The organism is Daejeonella sp. AP26, from assembly GCF_056680515.1.
Map to the genome: position 1 here is coordinate 318480 of NZ_CM155286.1, position 23884 is coordinate 342363.

Below are 23884 nucleotides of genomic sequence, written 5' to 3' on the forward strand. Positions count from 1 at the left end.
AAGGTAATGCCATTAGAGGCTATTTTCAGAGCGTTAATTAGAAACTGTCTTTGCAAGATGGTCGCAAAGACAGTTTCTTAGTAGAGCCCTTACCGAATTATAAGTTGTATTTTAGAGAATGCTACCCGCTGATTCAACATGAAATTGCACCGTAGCTAATTATCTGATCAGCGCAAATTGTACCGCAATACCTAAAGGGTAATCGACCGGACGGCCAAAAAATATTGCTTGTTTCCATTTGGGCATCTTTTTTAGTGCATTTATGGCGGCTTGGTCACATTCGTTGCTCAGTCCCGAAGAAATCATAAAATCGCTAGGAGTACCGTCCTTCCCAATTATTAGCTGAACAATCACTTCGCCTTCCAAATTGTCTTTTAGAGCTTTGGCTGGATACACAAGATTAGCTTTTATAAATTTCTCCAATTTGGCAGTTCCGCCTGGGAATTCCGGGTATACTCCATAGCTAGGGAAGTAGGGGCCGCAATTAGCAGTAAGTTTACTATTTACAAATTTCTTTTTTGCATTTGCAGTACCTTTTACAGTAACGGTTGTAACAGTTCCTGCGCTTTCAGCGAGTGTGGGAATTAAAATTCTCAAAAACCTGCTTCCATTGTTAGGTATCGTTTTAGAAAAGTACGAGGACTCAATGATAAGTGTGTCTATTGGTTTGACATTCTTCAAATGAAATCTTCCTAAGGAATCTGTTATCGCAGAAACTCCGTAATACTGTAAATTTGTGTAAATAATAACATCCACCGCGGGTCTATTGTTGCTGTACAAAATGACTCCTGATACGTTGATGGTGTCTGTCAAAGTAATTGTACAAACAGAATCTTTAGCAGGTATTTGTGAAGTTTGAGCATTAGCCATAATACTGGCGCATACTAGAATCAGGAAGGAATAGAATTTCATTTTACAGTTTACAAGTAAGATGCAGTTCTCACCTCAATTGCATAACGAATAATATTACTCAGCCCTTACTTTAATAACCTCACCTCATACAAATCCTTCCGCCGGTCTTTTAATGTCTTCACTGTTCCATAATGATGAAGTTCCTTTAAAGCATTTAGATCAACATCTACAACCAGCACCATCTCTGTGTTCGGAGTAGCTTCTGCCTTTATTGCATCAGGAGGAAAAGCAAAATCTGAGGGAGTGAATACCGCTGATTGAGCAAACTGGATATCCATGTTGTTAACCTTTGGCAGATTACCTACGCATCCTGCAATTGCAACGTAGCATTCATTTTCAATAGCTCTGGCTTGTGCACAATGGCGTACGCGCGTATAACCGTTTTGCGTATCCGTTAAGAACGGGACAAATAGTATTTGCATCCCCTGCTCCGCATAAATACGGCTTAGTTCCGGAAATTCGACATCATAACAAATCAGAATACCCACTTTGCCGCAGTCAGTGTCGAAGATCTTCACTGTATCTCCGCCCATCATGCCGTAATATTTCAACTCATTAGGTGTGATGTGAACTTTCCGGTATTCGTCAGTCTTACCGCTGCGATGGCACAGGTAGGAAACATTATACAGATGTTCCCCATCCATCAAAGGCATGGTTCCGGTAATGATGTTCACGTTATAAGAAACTGCAAACTCCTGAATTTTTTGAAGGGTTTCTGGCGTCAGTTCAGCAAGCTTACGCATCGCCACCGGCTCGGGCAAGTGATTATAGGCCTGCATTAATGGAGTGCTAAAAAACTCCGGAAACATGACAAAGTCGGACGAGTAGCCACTTAACGCATCAATAAAAAACTCCATCTGCTCATAGAAAGCATTCATGTCAGCAAAAAGCCTCATTTGCCACTGCACCAACCCAAGTCTGATGCTTTGGTTAGTAGGAGAGGCCGATTTATGTTTAGGCTGATAGTAAATATTATTCCACTCTAATAAAGTGGCATATTCCTTTGACTCATAATCGCCGGGTAAATATCCTTTCAGGACTTTGTTTACGTGAAAATCATTGGCTAACTGAAACGTTAAAGTAGGATCGTAGATCTCTTTAAGTTTTACTTTATTGATATATTCACGGGGGGTCAGTTCATTCGAAAACTGGTGATAGCTGGGCAGGCGGCCACCTGCCACAATGCTCTTAAGATTCAAACGCTCACATAAAACCTTCCGTTCATCGTATAATCGTCGGCCTAAACGTAGACCACGGTATTCCGGGTGAACGAAGATCTCAATTCCGTACATCACATTGCCATCCGGGTCATGCGTGTTAAAAGAATAATTTCCGGTTATTTCATTGTAGGTATGTGCATCGTCAACCTTTGTATAATCTACTACTATTGCCAAAGCGCAGGCCACTACTTTACCGTCGACCTCAATGCAAAGCTGGCCCTCAGGAAATTTTTCCAGTAAGATATCGATTCGGGCTTTACTCCAATATTGACCTCCGATACCTTCGTAGGCCTCAATCATAGAATTTTTAAGGTCGAGGTAGTCCCTTTCTGTTAAAAGTCGGGTTTGAATGTTCATAAGTGAGAATCAAAACGCGAAATTAGATAAATTAAATTACGCATCACTTATTTGCTGCCTTATGAATTCGTTGTTTTAGACAATAGTTTCTTTATGCAAACACTGTTCTCAACTCCTTCGTACTGTCCGTAATTAGGAATTACCAGGTAGTGCATATTTTGATATAGACTGATCGCTTCGGCCTGCCTTTTTCCTGTTTCGAGAATGCATGTCGAAAAGCCGGATTCACCTGCCCAGTGTTCCAATTCTTTTAAAATGAGTTTAGCAATGCCTTGATTCCGATAGTCGGGATGTACAAACATTCTTTTAACCTCAGCAATGTCGGGCGTGTATTCTTTGATCGCACCACAACCAACGGGAATGTCATCCCTATAGGCCACTATTATCTGATGTATTTTATCGAGTTTATTATACTGCGCATAAAAAGAATGCTCATCTCCATCGATATGGCTTAAATACCGGTCTAAGAGAACTACCAGAGCACGAAAGTCTGAATTGTCGGAGTCAGTTCGAACTAATTGAATCATAAAATAATTAGTTGGAGCGCAATTGATTTTTAACGTCACTACAGAACCCGTGTTGGCTACCACAACCACAAGCAACAACACTAACTGATTTAGCGGGTAAGGAACGTTCGGAGAACCTGAACTCGTCGTGCTGACCAATGGCTTGAGGATCTACCTATCCCCACTATATTCCTAAAGGTATTTACTAAAGTCCATGTACAGTACATTCCAGCGATGTCCGTCGAGATCGGTAAACTCGTATCCGTACATCCACCCGCTGACTCTTTCCGGCTCAGCGAAAACTTTTCCTTCAGCGCCTGATACTATTTCTGCGATCTCGTTAACTTCTTCTTTGCTCTCCGCATCAATGGAAAATAATACTTCAGTAGTTTGATCTGTGTCTGAGAGCTCATTTCGAGTAAAACTTTTGAAAAGAGACTCTTGAAATAACATTAAAACGATGTTTTTTCACCTATCAGAATGGACGCCGACTGATCGCTATTGCCATATTTCTGGTTCAATGAAAAGCCAAGCTTGGTAAAGAATTCCTTTGATTTGCCAACGTCCTTTACTGGCAGATTGATCATATTTGTTTAATCATAACCGATTAATTAGCCTGCTTAGATGTTTACCTATTCGACATTTTTTAAGTTTATTTTATTTTAACACCAAGTTAATTATCAAGATAGCTTTTCTATTCAAGATTATTTAAATTTTAATAAATCTTCTGCTTAAAGATGAACTCCAGTAATATGCTTTTTTTGATACCTAACGTTTTATATTTCTACTGTTAAGAACCAATCTTTGCAATGTTCGGCGTCAACTGTAAGTCAATTTATTTTATTAAATTAGTGTATAGAATTCTTAATTTTCAGATCCTTCCTTCATTAAGGACTTCCACTGTGCTCGGATATACAGGCAGCAATGCTTATTTGTTGCAGCAAAGCCAACGTCGAATTTCATCTTATATTAACTAAATAATACTGATATGAAAACCACTGTGAAGTATTTAATGCTCCCCATAATGTTGGTGGGCTTTATGTTTTTTAACGTTGCTCAGGCGCAGACTGACAAAACTAAAGAAAAGGATAAAATGCAAAAGGCCGCCCCGGCAATGCCTTACACAGCGACCTATTCCTCTCAATTTCAAATTGGCGACCCCAAATACGCGCAAATAATTGTAAGACTGTGGAAAGACTGGGACAATAATACTCTAGACCAGAGTGCCAACATGTTTGCAGATACTGTTACGATGTATAATACTGATGGAACAATGCTTAAGGGGAAGGAACAAAACCTTGCTGAAGCTAAAAAGTATAGAGGTCAATTTGCAACTGTAAAAAGTACAATTCATGCTTTTGTTAGTTTGAAAAGCGTAGACCAGAACGAAAACTGGGTGGCAATCTGGGGAACAGAGCAGGATACAGGGCAGGATGGTAAAATAACCAGTGTTGAATTACATGAAGTATGGAAATTCAACAAAGATGGTAAAATTGATGTAATGCGCCAGTTTCAAGCGAAATCACATACAGGTCCAATGAAAGAGTAATTTTAAAAAAGATGGTTAACCGTTGGGTATAGGTGAGCTAATTTAGAAGCTTTTTTACGAAATGAACGGTCGTACTCGTTTAAAACGGATATCCGATAGCGAGATTAAATACAAGGTTTTCGCGCCTCCAGCCCTTATCACCAAAGTTTATTTCGTTTAATACCCATCGTTCACCTTTTGGAAGCCAGGGCTTACGTATAGGGAACGCCAGATCTGTACGAAGGATTAAAAATGAAAAGTCGAAGCGTAAACCGAAGCCTGCGCCCGCTGCCAGTTCACTTAAAAATTCCTTACTGAATGTAGCTCCGGGCTTCCGTTTAACAGAATCGGGATTTTCGCGATAAAGCCATATATTACCGGCGTCAACAAATAGAGCACCGTGAACAATGCCCGCAAGCTGTGTGCGGTATTCAGAATTTAACTCTAACTTGATATCCCCTGATTGATCAGGGAGAAAATCATCAAGGCTTGCTTGTTCCGGACGATATGTACCGGGTCCTACAGACCTGGCCCTAAAAGCACGAATACTATTGCTTCCCCCAATAAAGAACTGCTTGATAAATGGGAGTTCGAATGAATTTCCGTAAGGGTATCCTACACCTGCAATAATTCGGTTAGCAAACTGTGACTTACGGCCAATCTTATAATAGTACCTAAAGTCGCCATCCAGCCGGATGTATTGAGCAAACCGGGCGTTAAATAGTGAAATGGTATCACCAGTTTTATAGTTAGCACCGCTGGCCAGTCCCCATATATTGCCTCCAAGATCTAAAATTCCATTAAAGAAGATATTGTTCTGACGGGTAACCTGTGCTTGATTATTATAAGTAAACGAATAAGTGGAACCTATGATAAATTGCTTTTCTATAGATTTTTCGAGGGTAATATTGTTTCGAATACTATCTGTAAACTGTTGGGTTATGTTCGCTGGTTGTACATAACTTATGCTTACTAAATTTAGTTCATGCTCTTTAGTATCAGTTTCTTTCCAATTATAGCCGGCAAGACCTCTAAACGAGTTAAGTGCATAAAGCTTCCTCTTATTAAGCAACTCATAGCCTAGTGTAAACTTCGTGCGGGGTACGAACTGATTGCTAGTATTAAAATCAAAAAATGGAATCACAAAACGCGGAATGGAGAGTATTGCTTCTGTTCCAAGCCGAACCGTGTTATACCCACGCTGTGTTCCGCTGACCTGTACTTCGAAACCAGTGTATGCTTTTATGCTGAGCTGTTCGGCACCTCGAAAAGCATTTCGGTTACGCCAGCTCAATGAAACTTCTGATCCCGTAAGATTATTAGACTTCGTAGACCCAAGAACTTCACCTCTTAGCGATTTTTTGGGAAGAGGCGTGAGGTAGTAGGAAGCGTCTAGAGTGGGGCGGCCGGCAGTGTCAATGCGCTCAAAACGATTCTTTACGAACTTAAAAGAGCCGATCGTTGTTAATCGGTTGAGTGAAAGGTTATGGTCTTTCCGGTTATAAACTTCGCCGGTGTTAAAGAACATAGATCGTCTGAAAACAGAAGGCTTGAAAATACTATCCTTATCCACAACATAAAAGCCGTCGAAAAAGACTGCATCGTTTTTTGAGGTGTCCGCCTGAGTTTGCGCAAGGCTGAAATTCGGATATACGTAGATATCACCAATGCTATATATCTGGCGGGAAAGGGCTGGAGTTTCCGGCTTAACCGTTACAAATAGATCAACCTTATGTTCACCGATAGTGCTGTCCACCTTAACAAGCAGGTAGTCTGGGCCAAAGTAATAGAAACCGGTTTCTTTCAATGTTTGATCTATTCGTTCCCTTTCACCTTTGATTACATCAAGATTATACGGATCGCCAGGCTTTAAGATCGTCTTAAGAGCCGATCCCGCAATCGCATGTTCCAGGTCAGAAGTGTCTGTAGGAAAGTTAACCGCGTTGATAAGATATTGTGGACCCGTGAATGCTGTATACTCAGCCTTTACTTTTCTGTTTTTGGAGGTAGTATCACCTGTAACAACATTTTGAAAATACCCTTTATTTTCAAGCCTGTTTTGCAAGATCTCCTGATTGTTTTGAAGATCAACTGAACTGGCTAGGACAGGTGGTTCGCCGACTTTGTTTTTTAACCAGTTACGCAGGCCTTTTGGCTTTTTTGGTGTTCCCGCAATGTTATAGGCGTACAATTTTGGTCTCAGACCTAAGAAAGTTGTATTAGGCTTCGGACGAAGCAATCCTTTTAGTTCTGTTCGAAGAGCCTTCTTTTCGCCTTTCTTCAGACTATCGCCTTTTATAGTTACATCCCCACCTATATAAAGCTTTTCGCCTTTAGGTAAATACTTGATGTTGCTGCAAGCTGCCAGGCTTAAAAAGCCGGATATTAAAACAAGATATCTGTATCTCTTTAGCATCTAGTGTTATTTTGATCCGGAAACGAATTAATTGTCAATGGTTACATTCTGTTTCTCAGCCCGTTTTTCCCGTTTCCGATTTTCTTTTTCTATACGCCTGATCTCTTTATCCTCTGCTGTTTTCTTTGCAAAGAGATCCTTAAAGTGATTATAGTCTAAAGTAAAAAGAAAGCCCACTCCTGTTTCTATCAGATATCCTTCAACAACACCCTCATATTCATTCTTTCTATACGCCCGCAACATGTACCGGCCATCTTTAGACAGTTGGTAATCGATTGCTATATCGCCTGCGATATTATTAGATCCCTGGTTTGCGTTTCTTGGACCCTCCAGTTCAAAATTACTGCCTACGCTAACTTTCAGCCGGTCATTCAACAGACGCTTTGATAAACCAACATTTAGATCTGTGCGATTCTGCAGTGAACCGGTAGTATAATCTTCACTTGATACCATGTCAAAATTCAAATCCACGCCAGCTATTAAATTACCCGCCAGCTGGTTTAGTTGTTCCGATAGTATTTTGCTCACACTATTGCGAGCCATCGATTCTACACCGCCACCACCGGCACCGCTTTCAAAAGGATTCTCAGCTACAAAGCGGTTTAGCAGCAACAGAGCAAATACTTGCTTGTTTAATTCTGAAGGTTGCGATTTGAGTTGCGTTAGCTGGTACTGCACATTATCCACAACATCTCGCGCAACGTTGTAATTTCTGTTGGGAAGAGTAATATCAAAAGTGATTGCCGGTTTCATCAATTCGCCGTTCATGCTAAGTGCCACCTCAAATGGTAATTTTTGCTTATAACGATTCAGGGCCGCCGGTGGTTCATCCAGCTGGCTTTCAACGAGATCAAATGGAGCAGTATTGGCTACGTATATAGCCGTAACATCCACATCAGCTGTAGTGGGTTCTCCCTGCCAGTTAATCACACTTCCCTTCTCGATTTCGAACCGCCTTTTAAGGAAATTAAACGACAGCTCGTATGCACCGTTAACCACCATAAAGCTACCAGTCAAAGTGATCTTCCCGCTTGGATCAATTCCGGCAGTCAGTTGGGCGTCACCCTGTACTTCAAGGAAATCACCGTTACCCTCATCAACTACAATGTTGAAGATCGCGTTTGAATCCACTTCTATATTTACAGTAACGTCCATGCCGGTAATGCCGGTGGTGTTTAGAGTGTCCAAGCCCGAGGTAAGCGCAGTAACACTTTCAGGATCATCCATATCAACAAATTGCACAATTCCTTCGCGATCAATCACACCGGGTGCACTTTGAGGAAGCACAAAGCTGAACTCGGTGCCCTTATTTATCTTCACACTTCCATCCACTACCGGACTGTTCATGTCACCTCTGATGTGCAAATCACTGTTTAGAAATACTTCGCCATAAAAAAGTTCGTTGTCTTTTTTAGTACTGCTTAAAACCTTAAAGTCATCCGTGGTTACATCAAGACCGAATCGGTAGTCAAGGTAATTGGTTGTATAAACCGCACCATCCACAATCGCCTTATTACCAACAGAATCAACCAAAGTAAAGGTGTCGAAGTTGATCCCCTCAGAAGTAAAGCTAATTTCCTCCTGCTCAATCCGGAAATAGGAGTTTAGCATAGCAACATTAAATGCCGCTTTGTTAAAATTCAATCCTCCTCTAACTGAAGGTGCGTCAACAGTACCGGTTATATCTAGCTTCCCGGTAATATCGCCCGAAGCATCTTTCAGGTTTCCCATAGTTAATCCTTCAATAGATGCCAGGTTGAGCTTATTTACATTTAAGTCAAAATCAAAGCTGCTTTTATTCTCCGGCCTCACAAAATATTCACCGTCGAATACGATGTCGTTTCCCTGGCCGGTGATACTTACAATAGCCGCATAGGTATTTGCTTCACTATTATTAACCTTCAGACTAATGTCTCCAACCGTATCAGTTCTAAAGGTAAAATCTTTAACAGTAAGATCTCCAACAAAAACGGGGCTGCTTTTCAGGTTGTTGACTATTACGTTCCCATTTATAGTTCCATCAGCCAAGAGGGAGTCTTGTTCTGCAATTGCCGATAATGTTGCAATTTTAAAGTTGCTGAAGCCGACGCTTAAAGGAGCATTTGACTGCTGCGGATTGCTATTTACAGATAAGGTCTGCCCACTTCGTGAAAGATTAAAGTTGCTGGCTAATATTCCTTTAGGACCATACTCTATAAAATTTCCCTCGGTTACCGTCCATGGCTCATAATTTAACATCAAACCCTGCGGCTTAAAGCTAAATTGATACTGATCGGCGTCAAGTGAGAAAAGACCTGCAAGACTATATTTATCCTTTCTTCCTTTGTCTTTAATATTGAGATTCACATTCAGGCGATTATCTTTTGCATTCCCTGATATACTTGTCTGATAAATGTTAAGGGCAGAAGAAGCTAGTTTATCCATACTAACCTGGTAGTTTAAAACATCCGTATCAGTATTCAGGCTAAGGTTTATATTCTCTAATGTATTTCCAGAGAAAACAGTTTTAGGAGCAACCCCTTTCAACATCAAACCACCCTCAGTAGTAAAATTACCGGTGATGTTTACGGGTTCCAGCTGCGTTAACAAAGGGACAAACTGCTGTAAGACCGGCCGGTGAGTAAGATCCATCGCGAATGAGAAATCTTGCGGCTTACTGACTGGCAGTTGCTTTCCATCACCGATTTTAAAGTAATTATTGATCTCGTTGGTAAGCGCATTGCCAATCTCTGTCAGGTTGTATTTTCCAGTCAGGTTTGCTGTAAGAAATTCAGAGCGAAAGCGAAGATCTTTTTCCTCTCCATTAACAGTGGCGAGTACATTCATGCTGTCGAGCTGATATCGTTTTCCATTTGCTGCAACCAACAGGTTGCTAGCGTTTACAGTTCCGATTAGCCTATCCGGATTAGTAGAAGGTAGATTTGCTACAATACGTCCGCGAAAACGAATATCTTCATTGTATAGATTTAACTTCTGCAGGTTTAAACTGTCAACATCCAGAACCAGGTTGACAGCAGGATAGGTGTCTTTAATATTTGCCTTCGCATTGAGGTTAAAGCGGATATTATGATCGTTCATCCGGGCAGTCATGGTCACATTTTGCCGGGCAATGTTTCCGTTCAATGCCAAGTTTTTATAATTATACCCCTTCAGTACAGCGCTTTGTGCAACTGCACTAAACTTGGCATTCATGTATTTTGGATCAAGACCTGTACCAGTAACTGTCGCAGTTGCATTAACTCTGCCTATCAGGGTATCCTGTTTTAAAAAGCGTCCCGCATGAAAGTTAATCAGTTGAACAGTGCCGTTGAATCTTTCTGATCCTTTACGAGAGCCTGACTTCATACCACCTTTTGCCCGTGCAGTACCAAAATCGGAACGTAATAAAAGATTTGTATTAAAATCATTCATACCACCTTTGAAAGTGCCGGAAAGATTAAATGATTGAGGCAGTCGGATGTTGGGAGGAATCATTCCGGGCGAAACCAGCCGGTTTAAATCGGCCCTGCCTGATTTAAATTCTTGCAGATTGACGTCGAAAACGGCCTTGTTCATGTCGGGTAATCCGGTAATTCGGCCAGAAGCAGCTATACGCGTGTTGCCAAGTCCTGAGATTGCCATCTTAGGTATGCGCAGATCAGAAACACTGCCACTAACGCTTCCGTTAACATTCAAAACAGCGTTAGGGCTGCTCTTAAATGGATCCATGGCCGCCATTTGAGGAGCAAGTAAAAGGACGTCTTTAAAACTTAACCGACTGTTCACCAAATCGGCATTTACCTTCATAACCCCCGGATTCTTAGTTACACTTTCCAGGGACGGGTATTGTATGCTTACGTAATTTCGAATAAGAGTTCCCGGCGTCTTGATGTAAAGATCTTCAAGTGTTGCGCCAGTGTTGGTGTAGATAAAATTGGTTTTTAAGTCTTCCAGTATAAATCCACTTTTATCACGGAAGCTTGTTTTTGCTAGATCACCAGATATACTGTCGAGGCTGAAATAAAAATCAGAAGCCAGTAGATTTAAATTGCTCAGACCCATATGTCCGTAGTCAATACCTCTTCGTTGGACCGGCATACTAAAGTTGTCAAAAACGAGTTTGTTGTTCTGCAGATTAACATTGGCAACAGAAATCTTCCAGTCGTTGTTGAGTTGCGCTTCTGCTTCTTTTCCTACCTGCTCGGCAACTACTTTTGCCTGCTGAGTTTTGCCCAGGGATATACTTGAATTGGAGTTTTTAAGCTCGAGGGTTTTAAACGCTATTTTTTGATTTTTTAAATCTATGAGATCAAAATCAACCAACAGTTTTTCGAAGCTTATCTTGGACTTGAGTGCAGCAACAGCGTTCTGGTAGTTAATATTAATATTGGAGAGATCGGCAGTTCCAAACGTCAGATCCATATCAATTGGCTCGTTACTATCCGCTTCGACTTTAGCAGTGCTCTCATTTTTTAGCGGAGGCTCACTTTGTATGATCTGGGCATTTACATTCTTAAGAACCAGCTTTGGAACGGAGAACTTCATTTTTTCAAGGTCAAATTCCTGTATCCTGGTATCAAAGTGACCTAAACTGAAGGCGACGTCATTGGAGGTAACCGCATCTTTAAAGGTAACATTGATCCGGTCAAGGTTAATCTTGTCGATAGAAAACTTCAGGGCTGCAGCACTATCAGCCGGAGGTGCTTCGACCTTCTGTTCACCCATGAAAGCGTTGATAATGTAATCGAAATTAAAAGCGCTGTCTGGCATTGTGCGTTTTACATTCGCACGGATTCCCCGAAGATCTATTTCATTTATTTCGACCTGATTGCTTAGTAGCTTCAACAGACTGATATCTACTTTCAAAGTGTCGCCAGCGAGAAGGGTATCGCGGTTCTGATCTTCGAAATATATATCCTCTAAAACCAGGAGCTTAGGTAGATCGAGACTAAGCTTATTGATTTCTACTTTAGTCTTAATCTTATTTTGAACAAAGCTGACCACCTCTTTTCGGGCAAAATCTTGTACAGCAGGAACCTGAATCAAAATGAAAAGAAGGAGTACAAGGCCGATAATGCCGCCAATGATCCACAAAAAAATTTTTAATGCTATAAGTCCGGTGCGTTTCAAAAGCTCAGGTTAATTCTTCATGATATAAAAGCAAAAGCATTAAAAATGTTTTGCCTATTCTGAAGAGAGTAAAAATGAGGTTTTATTTGACAGAGAAGCATGCATCCCGTATGCAAAAAAGAGTCCACAAAATGAAAGAGCCGGACACCACTTTGTGGAACCGGCTCTAATCTAATTAACGCTCTCAGGTTCTTTTACCCCCGGGGGCTACTAAAGGTTACGAATAGCAATGATAAGTTATCAACATCTTAAACCGTTTTCCTGGTGTCTGATTAATTTGTTACCCCCACGATGCTTATTGCCACACCACCACCAGCACCCAGTTTTTGCTTAAGCCTGGTTTTACTTGTTACCACCATTTTTTTAACCGTATAGCTATGCGCATTTTTATTCCAGCTGGCATTCTTGCCGTCGGCATAAACTGTAGCAAGATATCTTTTCCCTGCAGGCAGATAGCTGAAAGATATGTTGGCTATTCGCGCATTTTCATCAGTAACGCCGCCAACAAACCATTCGTTCTTATTTTTAGCCTTGCGGGCGATGGTAATATAATCTCCGGGTTCTGCTTCTAAAATATAACTGTCGTCCCAATCTACTGCGACGTCTTTAATAAATTGGAAAGCATCTGCAAAGCGTACATAATTTTCTGGCAGATCAGCTGCCATTTGCAATGGACTGTACATGGTGATATAATAGGCTAGCTGCTTAACGAGCGTGGTATTCACACGCTGACCTTTAGAGCCATAGTAAGACAAATCAGTTTGCATTATGCCAGGTGTGTAGTCCATTGGTCCACCCATTAACCGGGTAAAGGGAAGAATAGTGGTATGCTCCGGTGGCAATCCACCCATTGCTTCAAACTCAGTTCCCCTAGCTGACTCCTGGGCTATCCAGTTTGGATAGGTACGATGTACGCCAGTAGGCCGCACAGCCTCATGGCTATTCACCATAATCTTATGCTCAGCCGCTTTTTCAGCTACATGAATATAATGATTCACCATCCACTGGCTGTCATGATGCTCACCACGCGGAATGATCTTTCCAACGTATCCCGTTTTAACGGAATTGTAGCCGTTTTCGGCCATAAATTTAAAGGCTGTATCCAGCCGGCGTTCATAGTTGGTAGCCGATCCTGAAGTTTCATGATGCATCATGATTTTAACCCCCTTCGACTTTGCATACTGGTTAAGTTCTTTAACATTGAAATCAGGATAAGGAGTCACAAAATCAAACACATCTTCTTTCCAGTTTCCGAACCAGTCCTCCCAGCCAACATTCCAACCTTCTACCAGTACCGCATCAAAGCCATTGGCCGCGGCGAAGTCTATATGCTTCTTAACATTCTCGTTATTCGCACCATGGCGGCCGTTAGGTTTAAGTTTACTGAAGTCCTGACCTAACTTCACATTGTTCTCATTGCTGTAAGCCCAGGTGCTCTTTCCCGCTACAAAATATTCCCACCACACGCCGATGTATTTTACTGGCTTAATCCAGGATACATCTTTATAAGCTGTAGGCTCATTCAGGTTTAAGATCATCTTGGAAGCGAGAATATCAGTCGCTTTATCGCTTACTACAATGGTGCGCCATGGTGTGTGTGTATCTGTTTGCATATAACCTTTGTTGCCTACGCCGTCCGGAGTTAAATGAGAACTTAGCTTGAAGCTTGCAGCATCAACATTTAAAGACATTGCCGGATAATTAATCAGGGCAGCTTCATGGATATTGATATAAAGCCCGTCGGCCGATTTCATCATAGAGGGCGTTTGTATGGCCAGGGTTTTGATCGGGTGCTGAGCATGAATATCAATAGTCGCCTTTTTCATCAAACCAGGAATCTCAGAAATCTTTGAAGTGGTATACGCATATTCATTCGTATCATAATCTCCCGGGATCCAGAAAGTTTTATGGTCACCAGCTAAATTAAACTGAGTGTTCTCTTCCTTAATCACAAAGTATTTTAAATTCTCCTGCTTGGGGAATTCATAACGGAAGCCTAGGCCGTCGTTAAACAACCTGAAACGTATCATAATAAACCGGCCTTTCTGCGCTTGTTGAGACAGCGTGACCACCAACTCATTATAATTATTCCGGATAGTTTTCTGTTCCCCCATTATCGGGTCCCAAGTATCGTTTACAGTTTTATTTTCTGTCTTCGTAATCGTAAACCCTTCTGTAAAGGACGGAACATCAGACGTCTCAAGCCCCAGCGTGCTAGCCTTAATGACTGACTTTTGTTTATAATCTAACTGGTATGATGGGGTGCCGTTGGCGGTTAATTCAAACTTTAGCGACAAATTAGAGTTCGGAGAAATAAGTACCTGGGCATGTGCTAAAGTAGCACAGACTGATACTAAAATAGTAAAGAACAGTTTACCCATAGAAAGACTTTTAAGAAAGGACTATTTTATTGTTTTCAACCAGGCAGCGGCCATTAATTTTGCCCCTGCGGCACTTGGATGGACTCCATCAGGAGACCAATAGGCACCCGGTGCTACTTTTAATGCTTTATCAAAAACACTTTGGTAAGGAACAAAGGCTGCACCAAACTCACCTGCCAGTTCGCGGGCAGCTAAACGGTATTCGTTAAAGGCGGGAAACCAGGCTTCAGTCACCGCAGTTCCAATGATAGCAAACGGTTCCCCGATAATTAATTTTACGTCGGGTAAATGATCTTTTGTTCGTTGCAATAATGCGCGGTAATCTTTTCTGTACGTGTCAATTGTGGCTTTGTAACCAAAGCTCAGCGTATGCCAATAGTCGTTCACACCAACCAATATACTTAATACATCGGGCTTTAAATCAAGCGCATCTTTATCCCATGAATCAGCTAGTTGATATACCTTATTGCCTCCAACGCCCCGGTTAAATATTTGAAGATTTTTTTCAGGATATTGGAAAAGTAGGTCAGAGGCTGCCAGAAAAGCGTATCCACCGCCAAGTCCATCATGGTTGTTGGGGTCGGTATTTTTCCTGTTACGACCCGCGTCGGTAATAGAATCACCCTGGAACAGGAGGACATTATTTTTTTTGAGCGCTACTTTTGATGATTTAGCTTCAGGCATTGCAGCCGAGACTATTTCTGGAATACTTACGGCTGCCAAACTTCCAAGGGCAACTTTAGTGATAAAGGATCGTCGTGAAGATTGATTAGAATTCATGCTGCAAGATAACGGAAAAACGGAAAAGAGTGACCTTTTGCTAACGCTCTTTCCAATAGTTTTAGAAGCAAATGAGTTGTGCGTGCTGAAATCGTTCAACACGCACTAAACCCATCAACGCTGTATTCTTATTTTTTCCCAATCCGGTATAATCTACCCTCATCAGTTATCGCATAAAGTGCTCCGTCTTTACCCTGGGTCACATCCCTAAACCTTTGACCCTGGTCAGCCAATAATCGCTCTTCGCCAACCACCTTTTTATTATCTATTACCAGGCGAATTATATGGTTACTGTTTAATCCGCCGATAAACAAATTGTTTTTCCATTCAGGTATCTGGTTTCCGCTATAAAAGGTCATTCCGCTGGGAGAAACAACTGGGTCCCAATAGTATACCGGTTGTTCCAGGCCCTCTTTTTGGGTAAGGGAACCGCCAATTTTCTCGCCATCGTACTCTATTCCGTAGGTAATGGTAGGCCAGCCATAGTTCTTCCCTGGCTGAATCTGGTTTAGCTCGTCGCCTCCCCGGGGCCCGAATTCGCCCTCCCACAGATCGCCAGTTTCTGGGTGCAAGGCCAGGCTCTGCACATTCCGGTGTCCATAAGAATAAAGTTCAGGGCGAGCACCTTTATTGTTAAGAAAAGGATTGCCGGCGGCCGGTTTTCCATCCTTAGTAATACGAATAATTTTACCGAGACCTGAGTTCAGGTCTTGCGCCTGTGGGCGCGTAACTTTATCAGACCGCTCACCGGTGCTGAAAATAATGTTACCTTCTTTATCGAACAAGATCCGCCCTCCATAGTGCAGGTTCCCCTTATAAGCCGGGGTTGCTCTGTAAATAACGGTCGCATTTTCAATCCGTTGATCGTTAGCAGAGAGTTTTCCCTTTGCCACCGCGGTTAAATTACCTTCAGAAAGAGGTTCAGAAAAGGTCCAGTAAACCATCCGGTTCTCAGCAAACGAAGGGTCAAGGGTTAATCCTAATAAACCGCCCTGCCCCGATGAATTTACTTTAGGCATACCAGTGATGGGAGCGCTCAAATCACCCTTGGCCGTTGCTATGCGCATAACGCCTTCCTTCTCTGTGATGAGAAAACGTCCGTCCGGGAGTGATGTAATACCCCAGGGTTTGTTTAATCCGGTGCTTAAAACAACTCCTTCATAAGGCGTACTCGTTTTAACGCCTCTAATTCGGGTCTGTCCTTCAAAGGCTGGCTTATAATCGGTGTTCGCCTTCCTGGTTTCAACGGGCGGTAGTTGAGTTGAGTCGGATGTGGGTGCGGCTGTGGTTTCCTTTCCATTTGGAGCTTTGGTACTGCAGCTGCTTAGCCACATGCCGATACCTAAAGTTAACGCAAGCGGGAGTTTATGCATGATCTGAATTTTTAGCGGTGAAATGAATCAATTATTTTTATCCTTCAATAGGATGCTTTATCAAACTTAATAAAACGAATTGTAGATTTTTTGTTTTAACCGATGCAAGCATCTTCATTTCTCATAGCATACAATAGTAAATACTGTGGACTTCTGACCTTTCACAGTTAAACCTGTATATTTTCGATAAACCTACTACGCCTCAGATAGAACATTGCTTTAGTCTAATTCGTAACTGGTTCGTGTCAGGCCGTCAATTTGACGGCCTGATACGAACATGAGTAAAGGATGATGAAGGGAAGTGCAGAGAAGCTGGGGTTGTTACTCTTGGCCAGGAGGTCATTTTATGATAGCGGAGCATCATCGAGGTATTGGTTTGAACTACCGTGTTCTATGTGTTTACCATATAATGTTGGAAATGGAAGGCCCTGTCACTAAAGTAATTGAGTTACCCGATTTAGCCCATCGCAATGATAGTTACAATCTTTTTCCCTGAAGCCACGTGCTTAGGCCCACTGAAGGGTAGTGATCAGACGGTTAAAATTTGATGCTGGCTATTCCTATTTTCTTTCAACACACACACCTCCACCTACAAAGAATTGTTAATTTTGAGGTTCAATTGTTTCTCATAAGAATGCCTGATTTTTCCCACCTCCACGTACATACTCAATTTTCTTTATTAGACGGCGCCGCCGATATTTCACGTCTCTTCAAAAAAGCAAAAGAAGATGGCATGAAAGCGATGGCCATAACCGACCATGGAAACATGTTCGGTGCCTTTAAATTTGTGGCTGAGGCTGGGAAGCAGGGCATTAAGCCCATTGTTGGCTGTGAGTTCTACGTGGTTGATGACCGACATATCAAGCAGTTCAGTAAGGAGAAAAAGGACAAACGTTACCACCAGTTATTGCTGGCCAAAAATGCGCAGGGATATAAAAACCTGGTCAAGCTTTGTTCCCTGGGCTACATGGAGGGGATGTACAGTAAATGGCCGCGTATAGATAAAGCGCTGATCCTGCAGTACCATGAAGGCCTGATCGCTACTACCTGCTGTATCGGAGCTTCAGTGCCTCAGGCTATTCTGAAGGACGGCGAAGCAGCCGGGGAAACAGAGTTCAAGTGGTGGCTTGATTTGTTTGGTGAGGATTTTTACATCGAGCTTCAGCGCCATGACATTCCTGATCAGCATATTGTTAATAATGCCTTACTAAAGTTTGCCAAAAAGTACAATGTAAAAGTAATCTGTTCCAACGATTCGCATTACGTGGACCAGCAGGACGCTAATGCTCACGACATACTTTTATGCGTGAATACCGGTGATATGCAGAGTACACCGAAGGCGACCGACGAAGAAGGAGGCAAGGGTTATCGTTTCGGATTTCCCAATGATCAGTTCTACTTCAAGACGCAAAAAGAAATGGGCGCTTTGTTTCATGACCTGCCTGAAGCGCTCGACAATACCAATGAGATTGTAGACAAAGTTGATCTTTTGAAGCTGAAGCGGGATATAATGCTTCCAAATTTCCCGATACCTGATGAGTTTAAGATTCATACAGGTGCTGAGTCTGAAAACATGAACCAGTGGGAATATTTGAAGCATCTCACCTTCACGGGCGCTAAAGAGCGATATAAGGAAATTGACGAAAAAACTGAAGAGCGCATCAACTTTGAGCTTTTTACAATCCGAACGATGGGATTTGCCGGATATTTCTTAATCGTTGCCGATTTTATAAGGGCCGGCAGAGAGATCGGGGTATTTATAGGTCCCGGCAGGGGATCTGCTGCGGGCTCGGTGGTAGCTTACTGTACCGGTATCACTAATATAGACCCTCTGAAGTACGGATTGCTTTTTGAGCGTTTCCTTAACCCCGACAGAAAATCAATGCCCGATATTGATACGGACTTTGATGACGCCGGACGTCAGAAGGTAATTGATTATGTGGTTGAAAAATATGGCAAGAACCAGGTAGCACAAATTATTACCTATGGTTCGATGGCTGCTAAGTCCAGCATTAAAGATGTTGCACGAGTGTTAGACTTACCACTCGCTGAGTCGAATATGCTTGCTAAGCTGGTGCCTGACAGACCTGGTACGAACCTGGTACAGGTGATGACTGCGCCCATAGAAACGATTAAAAAGGAGTTAAATCCGGAAGACTTTGAGAATGTAAAGAAGCTGCGGGATATCCTTGCCGAGGGAAATAGTATACATGCTAAAGTATTGAAGGAAGCGCTCATTCTTGAAGGCTCTGTGCGTAACGTGGGAATTCATGCTGCAGGTATAATTATCGCTCCTGACGACCTTACGAACATTATTCCTGTTGCTACATCCAAGGAATCAAACCTGCTGGTCACCCAGTTTGACGGCCGGGTAATTGAAGATGCGGGAGTAATTAAAATGGACTTTTTAGGGTTAAAGACCCTAACCATTATTAAAGACGCACTCCGCCTGATCAAGCAGAATCACGGGGTGGAGATCGATATAGATTACATCTCGCTCGACGATCAAAAAACATTCGACCTGTACCAGCGAGGTGATACGAACGGTACTTTTCAGTTTGAAAGCGATGGGATGCAAATGTATCTCCGCGAGTTGAAGCCCGATAAGTTTGAAGATCTGATTGCAATGAATGCGCTGTATCGTCCGGGGCCTATTGAATATATTCCCAAGTTCATTTCCCGAAAGCATGGTCGCGAGGACGTGAGTTATGACCTCGAGGATATGAAAGAATATCTGGAAGAGACTTACGGAATCACTGTTTACCAGGAGCAGGTAATGCTTTTATCGCAGAAGCTGGCTAACTTCAGCAAAGGCGACGCTGACGTATTGCGTAAAGCGATGGGTAAAAAGGATATCGCGACTCTTAACAAAATGAAGCCTAAGTTCATGGACGGCTGTAAAGCCAATGGTCATGACTTAAAAACCGTTGAAAAGGTTTGGGTTGACTGGGAAGCGTTCGCGCAATATGCCTTCAACAAGTCGCACTCTACATGCTACGCTTTTGTGGCTTATCAAACCGCGTACTTGAAAGCGAATTACCCGGCCGAGTATATGGCTGCTGTTTTAAATAACCAGAACAATATTGAGAAGATCTCTTTCTTTATGGAAGAGTGTAAACAGATGGGGATCCCTGTTCTTGGTCCGGATATCAATGAATCTGAACTGAGTTTTACGGTTAATAAGAAGGGTGAAGTTCGTTTTGGTATGTCGGGAATGAAGGGAGTAGGTGAGAAGGCCGTAGAAAGCATAGTGGCCGAAAGAGTGGAGAACGGACCATATACTTCTATTTATGACTTCGCTTGCCGGACTAACTCACGCGCTGTTACCAAAAAGGTATACGAGAATCTGGTATATGGTGGTGCTTTTGATTGCTTTGGTTATCACCGGGCTCAGTTCTTTGCTCGCCCGGACGGAAGTCTGTATAACGGCATTGAGCGGCTGGTGAAATATACCAATGATTACCAGAATAGCCTGAATTCGTCGCAGGCATCATTATTTGGCGGTACTAACGATGCGCAGATCATAGAACCTCAGATGCCGGAATGCCCTGAATGGGGCTTAATAGAAAAGCTTAAATATGAGAAGGAAGCCATCGGGATCTATCTCACGGGACATCCGCTTGACAACTACCGTTTCGAGATGGATAATTTCTGCACCCACCAGGTGAAGCATCTCAGCTTGATAAATCGAATGAAGTCTGCCGAAGTTTCTGAGGAAGACAAAGAAGAGTTTAATAAAATAAAGAACCGCGACCTGGTGATTGGCGGCCTGGTATCTATGTGCAATCATCGTACTACCAAAACCGGTAAGCCGTTTGGTGCTTTCATGTTCGAAGATTACAGTGAAACGTTTGAGGTAGTACTCTTTGGCGAGGATTATGTGAAAATGAGGCAATATTTAAATGATGGCTTCTTCCTGCAGGTTCGTGGAACGGTTGGGGAACGCTTTAAACAAAAAGATAACTGGGAGTTTAAAGTGACCAGTATGGTACTGCTTTCTGAACTTCGGGATAAAATGGCTAAGTGTTTAACTATTCAGTTTTCATTAAATGAAGTATCGCCTGATTTCATCGGAAAGATTGATGAGATAGTGAACATCAATAAAGAGCATAATCCTAATCGTAATTGCCAGCTAAAATTCCAGATCTTCGATTACGATGAAGAAACGACGTTGGAAATGCCTTCAAAGTCAGTTAAAATTAATCCTAGTAACGAGTTTCTGGAAGATCTTGCAAAACTAAATGGGGTAAGATACAAGCTTAACTAGTTTGTAATTTCCAACAAAGGTTCTGAAACAAACCTTTAACCACAAGTGAACCTTCTACTTAAACTAATCCAGTGTATTTAGTTCTTTAGGGTTGAAGATTATTTTCCTTTTTAATATTGTAATCTTAAAACCGTCAATTTCCCTGACAAACTAAATTAAGATCTATTTTATTATTTAGATGTCACCATATTTGCACATTGTTCTGTCACAATGGCAAAGGCTTTTTGTGGCAAAGAAATTGAAGACTATATTTGATTAAATTAAAGAAAACTCATTATGGCATTAGAAATAACAGATGCGAACTTCGATGAACTGGTTCTGAAATCAGATAAACCTGTATTGGTAGACTTTTGGGCAGAATGGTGTGGCCCTTGTCGTATGGTAGGCCCGGTGGTTGAAGAATTAGCTAAAGAATATGAAGGCAGAGCAGTTATCGGAAAAGTGAATGTGGATAATAATCCCGGTATTTCTATGAAATTCGGTATCCGTAATATACCTGCTTTGTTATTTTTTAAAGGCGGTGAAATTGTCGACAAACAAATTGGTGCTGTTCCTAAATCTGTTCTAGCAGATAAATTGAGCAAGCAAATCGCATAAATTTCTGTACTCTTACCAGAAACTCCGGTTCATTGAGCCGGAGTTTTTTGTTTCTGTAAGAATCTATTTCAGCCCAATAAAAAAGCTCCGGCTCATTTAAGAACCGAAGCTTTTTATATGATTTGTGTTTATAGCAGATTTAATCTTCTGGCTACTTCTTACTTCCAATATTCATAGAAATCAGCGGGCAGAGGTTTTTCAAGCATGTGCTGATACATAAATCGAATGTTTTCCTGTTCACTGTGACGTCCTTTTTTGCCTCTCCATCCATGACGTTCTCCCGGATAGAGCATAAATTCAAAGTGCTTATTCAGGTCCTGAAGCTTATCAACCAGCTGAATGCTATTCTGCATGTGCACATTGTCATCCATGGTTCCATGGACAATACGAAGTGTTCCTTTCAACTTGTCGGCGTAGGTTAAGACTGAGGTTACCTTATATCCTTCCGCATTATCCTGCGGGGTGTCCATAAAACGTTCTGTATAGTGGGTATCATACAAAGACCAGTCAGTCGGGGAGTAATTAGCCACCCCATGAGTAAATACATCAGCTGCGTAGGTTAACGCCATGGCAGAAACGTATCCGCCATAACTTCCGCCAGTAATACCAACTTTATTCTCATTAACATATCCTTTTGTCTTCAGAAACTTCACTGCATCAACGTAATCTTCTATTTCGTGGATACCTAACTTTCGGTAGATGTAGTTCTGACCGGTCTTGCCTAAATGACCAGCTGCACGATTATCAATTGCTACCTGGATTACACCTTCGTTAGCCCACCAATATGCCTGTCCTAAAGGACTTTTGAACCGGTCATAAACTGTACCTGCGTCAGGTCCTCCGTATATTGATATCCAAACAGGATATTTTTTTGAAGAGTCGAAGTTCAATGGTAAAGTAACCGTCATAGGTAAAGTTAAGCCATCCCTTGTTGTATAGTTAATCAACTCTGTTTTTGGCAATTGATATGCAGCAAATGCAGCTCCCTTTGAATCCGCGAGTTTGCGAATTAACTTGCCATTTCTATCCAGCAACGCGGTTTGAATTGGCGTCTGCAGATTTGAGTAGGTGCTTACGAAGTAATTTCCATCGGGTGATAGGCTAACGTTATGATCATAATTTCCAAAAGTCAAACGTTTAATTGCGCCGCCTTTTAAGCTTACACGATACAGGTCATAACGAGTGGTAGCCTCTTTCCGTGCGGTGAAGAATATTTCACCGGCCTTTTCGTCCACTTTCAATAACTTTCCTACGCGCCAGTTACCTGATGTAAGTTGCTTTTTAAGCTTTCCATTCAGATCCATATAATAGAAATGGCCGTAACCTGTCTTGTCGCTTTTCAGGATAAAACCTTGTCCATTCTTCAGGAAATACATATCATCAAACCAGTCAACCCAGGTTTTCTGCTTTTCTTCGTAAATGATACTCTTTTTGCCATTTGAAGGGATCACTGAGTAGATAATCAGGTCGTTCTGGTCCCTGTTCATCCACTGCATCCATAAAGTTTTGCTATCAGCCATCCAGAATGGCGTACCAAAATACTGGTCGTCCTTCTCGTTAAAATCAGTCCATACGATACCCTGCGTATTAGTATTAACTATTCCCATTTTAACTTCAGGATTTTTATCTCCCGGTTTAGGGTAACGGGTGTTTTCTAAAAAACCGTGCTGACCTTCAGAGTTATAAATTGGAAATACGGGTACCTTCGAATCGTCAAAACGCATAAATGCAAGACGTTTACTGTCAGGACTCCACCAGAAAGCTTTGTAGCGAGTCGCTCTTCCAAGTATTTCCTCATAGTACACCCACGAGGCCCAGCCGTTGTAGATCACATCAGAGCCGTCGCTGGTATAGCGTATTTCCTTTCCACTGGCAACATCAACCGAATATAAGTCGTTGTTACGTGTAAAGGCTACCTGATTACCATCTGGTGAGAGCGTAGGATTCTTCTCTTCTGCCTCGTCACGAGTAAGCTGCTTCTCCGTCCCATTTACGTCTTTGTAAAAAATATCGTTGTCTTTGATGCTTACCGTGGCCTGGTTTACCTGTGCCGGGGTTGACGGAACCGCATTTCCGGTTTTTACATCTACAGTATACGGTTTCGATTGCCCGTTTTCTAAGCGGTATTCAATAAAGTGAGTGTCATCAGCCCATCCTCGTTGACTAGCAATAGGAGCAATAATATCCTTTGGAGCCTGAACGAACACCTCATCAAAAGTGAGCTTCTTTTGCTGAGTTGAAACCTGTGCCGAGACAGAAAGAGAACTGGCTAAAGCTGTAATGAACAGCGCAGTTCTTAAAAAATTTATCTTCATAATGTGTGTTTATGGTTTGGCAATATTTAGCTCTGTAAGATAATGCCTTATTTTAAATGGCGATGTAATAAAATAAATACAATAATGAGTTTGCTGGCGATAGGTGAATTAAAAATAGTGTAA

14 protein-coding genes are annotated in these 23884 nt (G+C 41.9%); 3 read left to right on the forward strand and 11 right to left on the reverse strand.

All coding sequences use genetic code 11. From position 1 onward, the window contains the following. Positions 1–159: 159 nt before the first annotated feature. From AC1MCB_RS01310 to AC1MCB_RS01330, 5 genes are all read right to left on the reverse strand, one after another. A complete protein-coding gene (locus AC1MCB_RS01310; protein ID WP_479966938.1) occupies positions 160–912 on the reverse strand; it encodes an energy transducer TonB in 753 nt (250 codons plus the stop codon). Positions 913–977: 65 nt separating this feature from the next. Further along, positions 978–2489, reverse strand: a complete 1512-nt coding sequence (locus AC1MCB_RS01315; protein ID WP_479966939.1) for a GNAT family N-acetyltransferase — start codon at positions 2487–2489, stop codon at positions 978–980. Between the two features lie 59 nt (positions 2490–2548). Then, positions 2549–3016 (reverse strand): GNAT family N-acetyltransferase, encoded by a 468-nt coding sequence (locus AC1MCB_RS01320; RefSeq protein ID WP_479966940.1) that lies wholly within the window; start codon positions 3014–3016, stop codon positions 2549–2551. 171 nt (positions 3017–3187) lie between these two features. Beyond that, positions 3188–3448: a VOC family protein gene (locus AC1MCB_RS01325; RefSeq protein WP_479966941.1), complete on the reverse strand. Its 261-nt coding sequence runs from the start codon at positions 3446–3448 to the stop codon at positions 3188–3190. Continuing rightward, on the reverse strand, positions 3448–3582 hold the full coding sequence (locus AC1MCB_RS01330; protein WP_479966942.1) for a hypothetical protein: 135 nt from the start codon (positions 3580–3582) through the stop codon (positions 3448–3450). The genes AC1MCB_RS01325 and AC1MCB_RS01330 overlap by 1 nt, the downstream gene beginning before the upstream one ends. Positions 3583–3983: 401 nt before the next feature. Between AC1MCB_RS01330 and AC1MCB_RS01335 the strand changes: the two genes are divergently transcribed. After that, positions 3984–4544, forward strand: coding sequence for a nuclear transport factor 2 family protein (locus AC1MCB_RS01335; RefSeq protein WP_479966943.1), 561 nt, complete (start codon positions 3984–3986; stop codon positions 4542–4544). Between the two features lie 79 nt (positions 4545–4623). Here AC1MCB_RS01335 and tamL read toward each other — a convergent pair whose 3' ends face one another. The 5 genes from tamL to AC1MCB_RS01360 form a co-directional block, all read right to left on the reverse strand. After that, complete coding sequence (tamL, locus tag AC1MCB_RS01340) at positions 4624–6939, reverse strand: translocation and assembly module lipoprotein TamL (protein ID WP_479966944.1); 2316 nt, start codon at positions 6937–6939, stop codon at positions 4624–4626. 27 nt (positions 6940–6966) lie between these two features. Beyond that, entirely contained in the window at positions 6967–12048 is a 5082-nt protein-coding gene (locus AC1MCB_RS01345) for a translocation/assembly module TamB domain-containing protein (protein ID WP_479966945.1), read from the reverse strand. A 272-nt stretch (positions 12049–12320) separates the two neighbouring features. Next, complete coding sequence (locus AC1MCB_RS01350) at positions 12321–14429, reverse strand: glycoside hydrolase family 97 protein (RefSeq protein WP_479966946.1); 2109 nt, start codon at positions 14427–14429, stop codon at positions 12321–12323. Positions 14430–14450: 21 nt separating this feature from the next. Continuing rightward, positions 14451–15209, reverse strand: coding sequence for an SGNH/GDSL hydrolase family protein (locus AC1MCB_RS01355; RefSeq protein ID WP_479966947.1), 759 nt, complete (start codon positions 15207–15209; stop codon positions 14451–14453). A 128-nt stretch (positions 15210–15337) separates the two neighbouring features. Next, entirely contained in the window at positions 15338–16582 is a 1245-nt protein-coding gene (locus AC1MCB_RS01360) for a PQQ-dependent sugar dehydrogenase (protein WP_479966948.1), read from the reverse strand. A 634-nt stretch (positions 16583–17216) separates the two neighbouring features. Between AC1MCB_RS01360 and dnaE the strand changes: the two genes are divergently transcribed. Together dnaE and trxA are read left to right on the forward strand one after the other, a co-directional pair. Next, positions 17217–20849, forward strand: a complete 3633-nt coding sequence (gene dnaE, locus AC1MCB_RS01365; protein WP_479966949.1) for a DNA polymerase III subunit alpha — start codon at positions 17217–17219, stop codon at positions 20847–20849. A 276-nt stretch (positions 20850–21125) separates the two neighbouring features. Continuing rightward, positions 21126–21446, forward strand: coding sequence for a thioredoxin (gene trxA, locus AC1MCB_RS01370; protein ID WP_479966950.1), 321 nt, complete (start codon positions 21126–21128; stop codon positions 21444–21446). 158 nt (positions 21447–21604) lie between these two features. Here trxA and AC1MCB_RS01375 read toward each other — a convergent pair whose 3' ends face one another. Beyond that, positions 21605–23761, reverse strand: coding sequence for a S9 family peptidase (locus tag AC1MCB_RS01375; RefSeq protein WP_479966951.1), 2157 nt, complete (start codon positions 23759–23761; stop codon positions 21605–21607). Positions 23762–23884 lie beyond the last annotated feature (123 nt).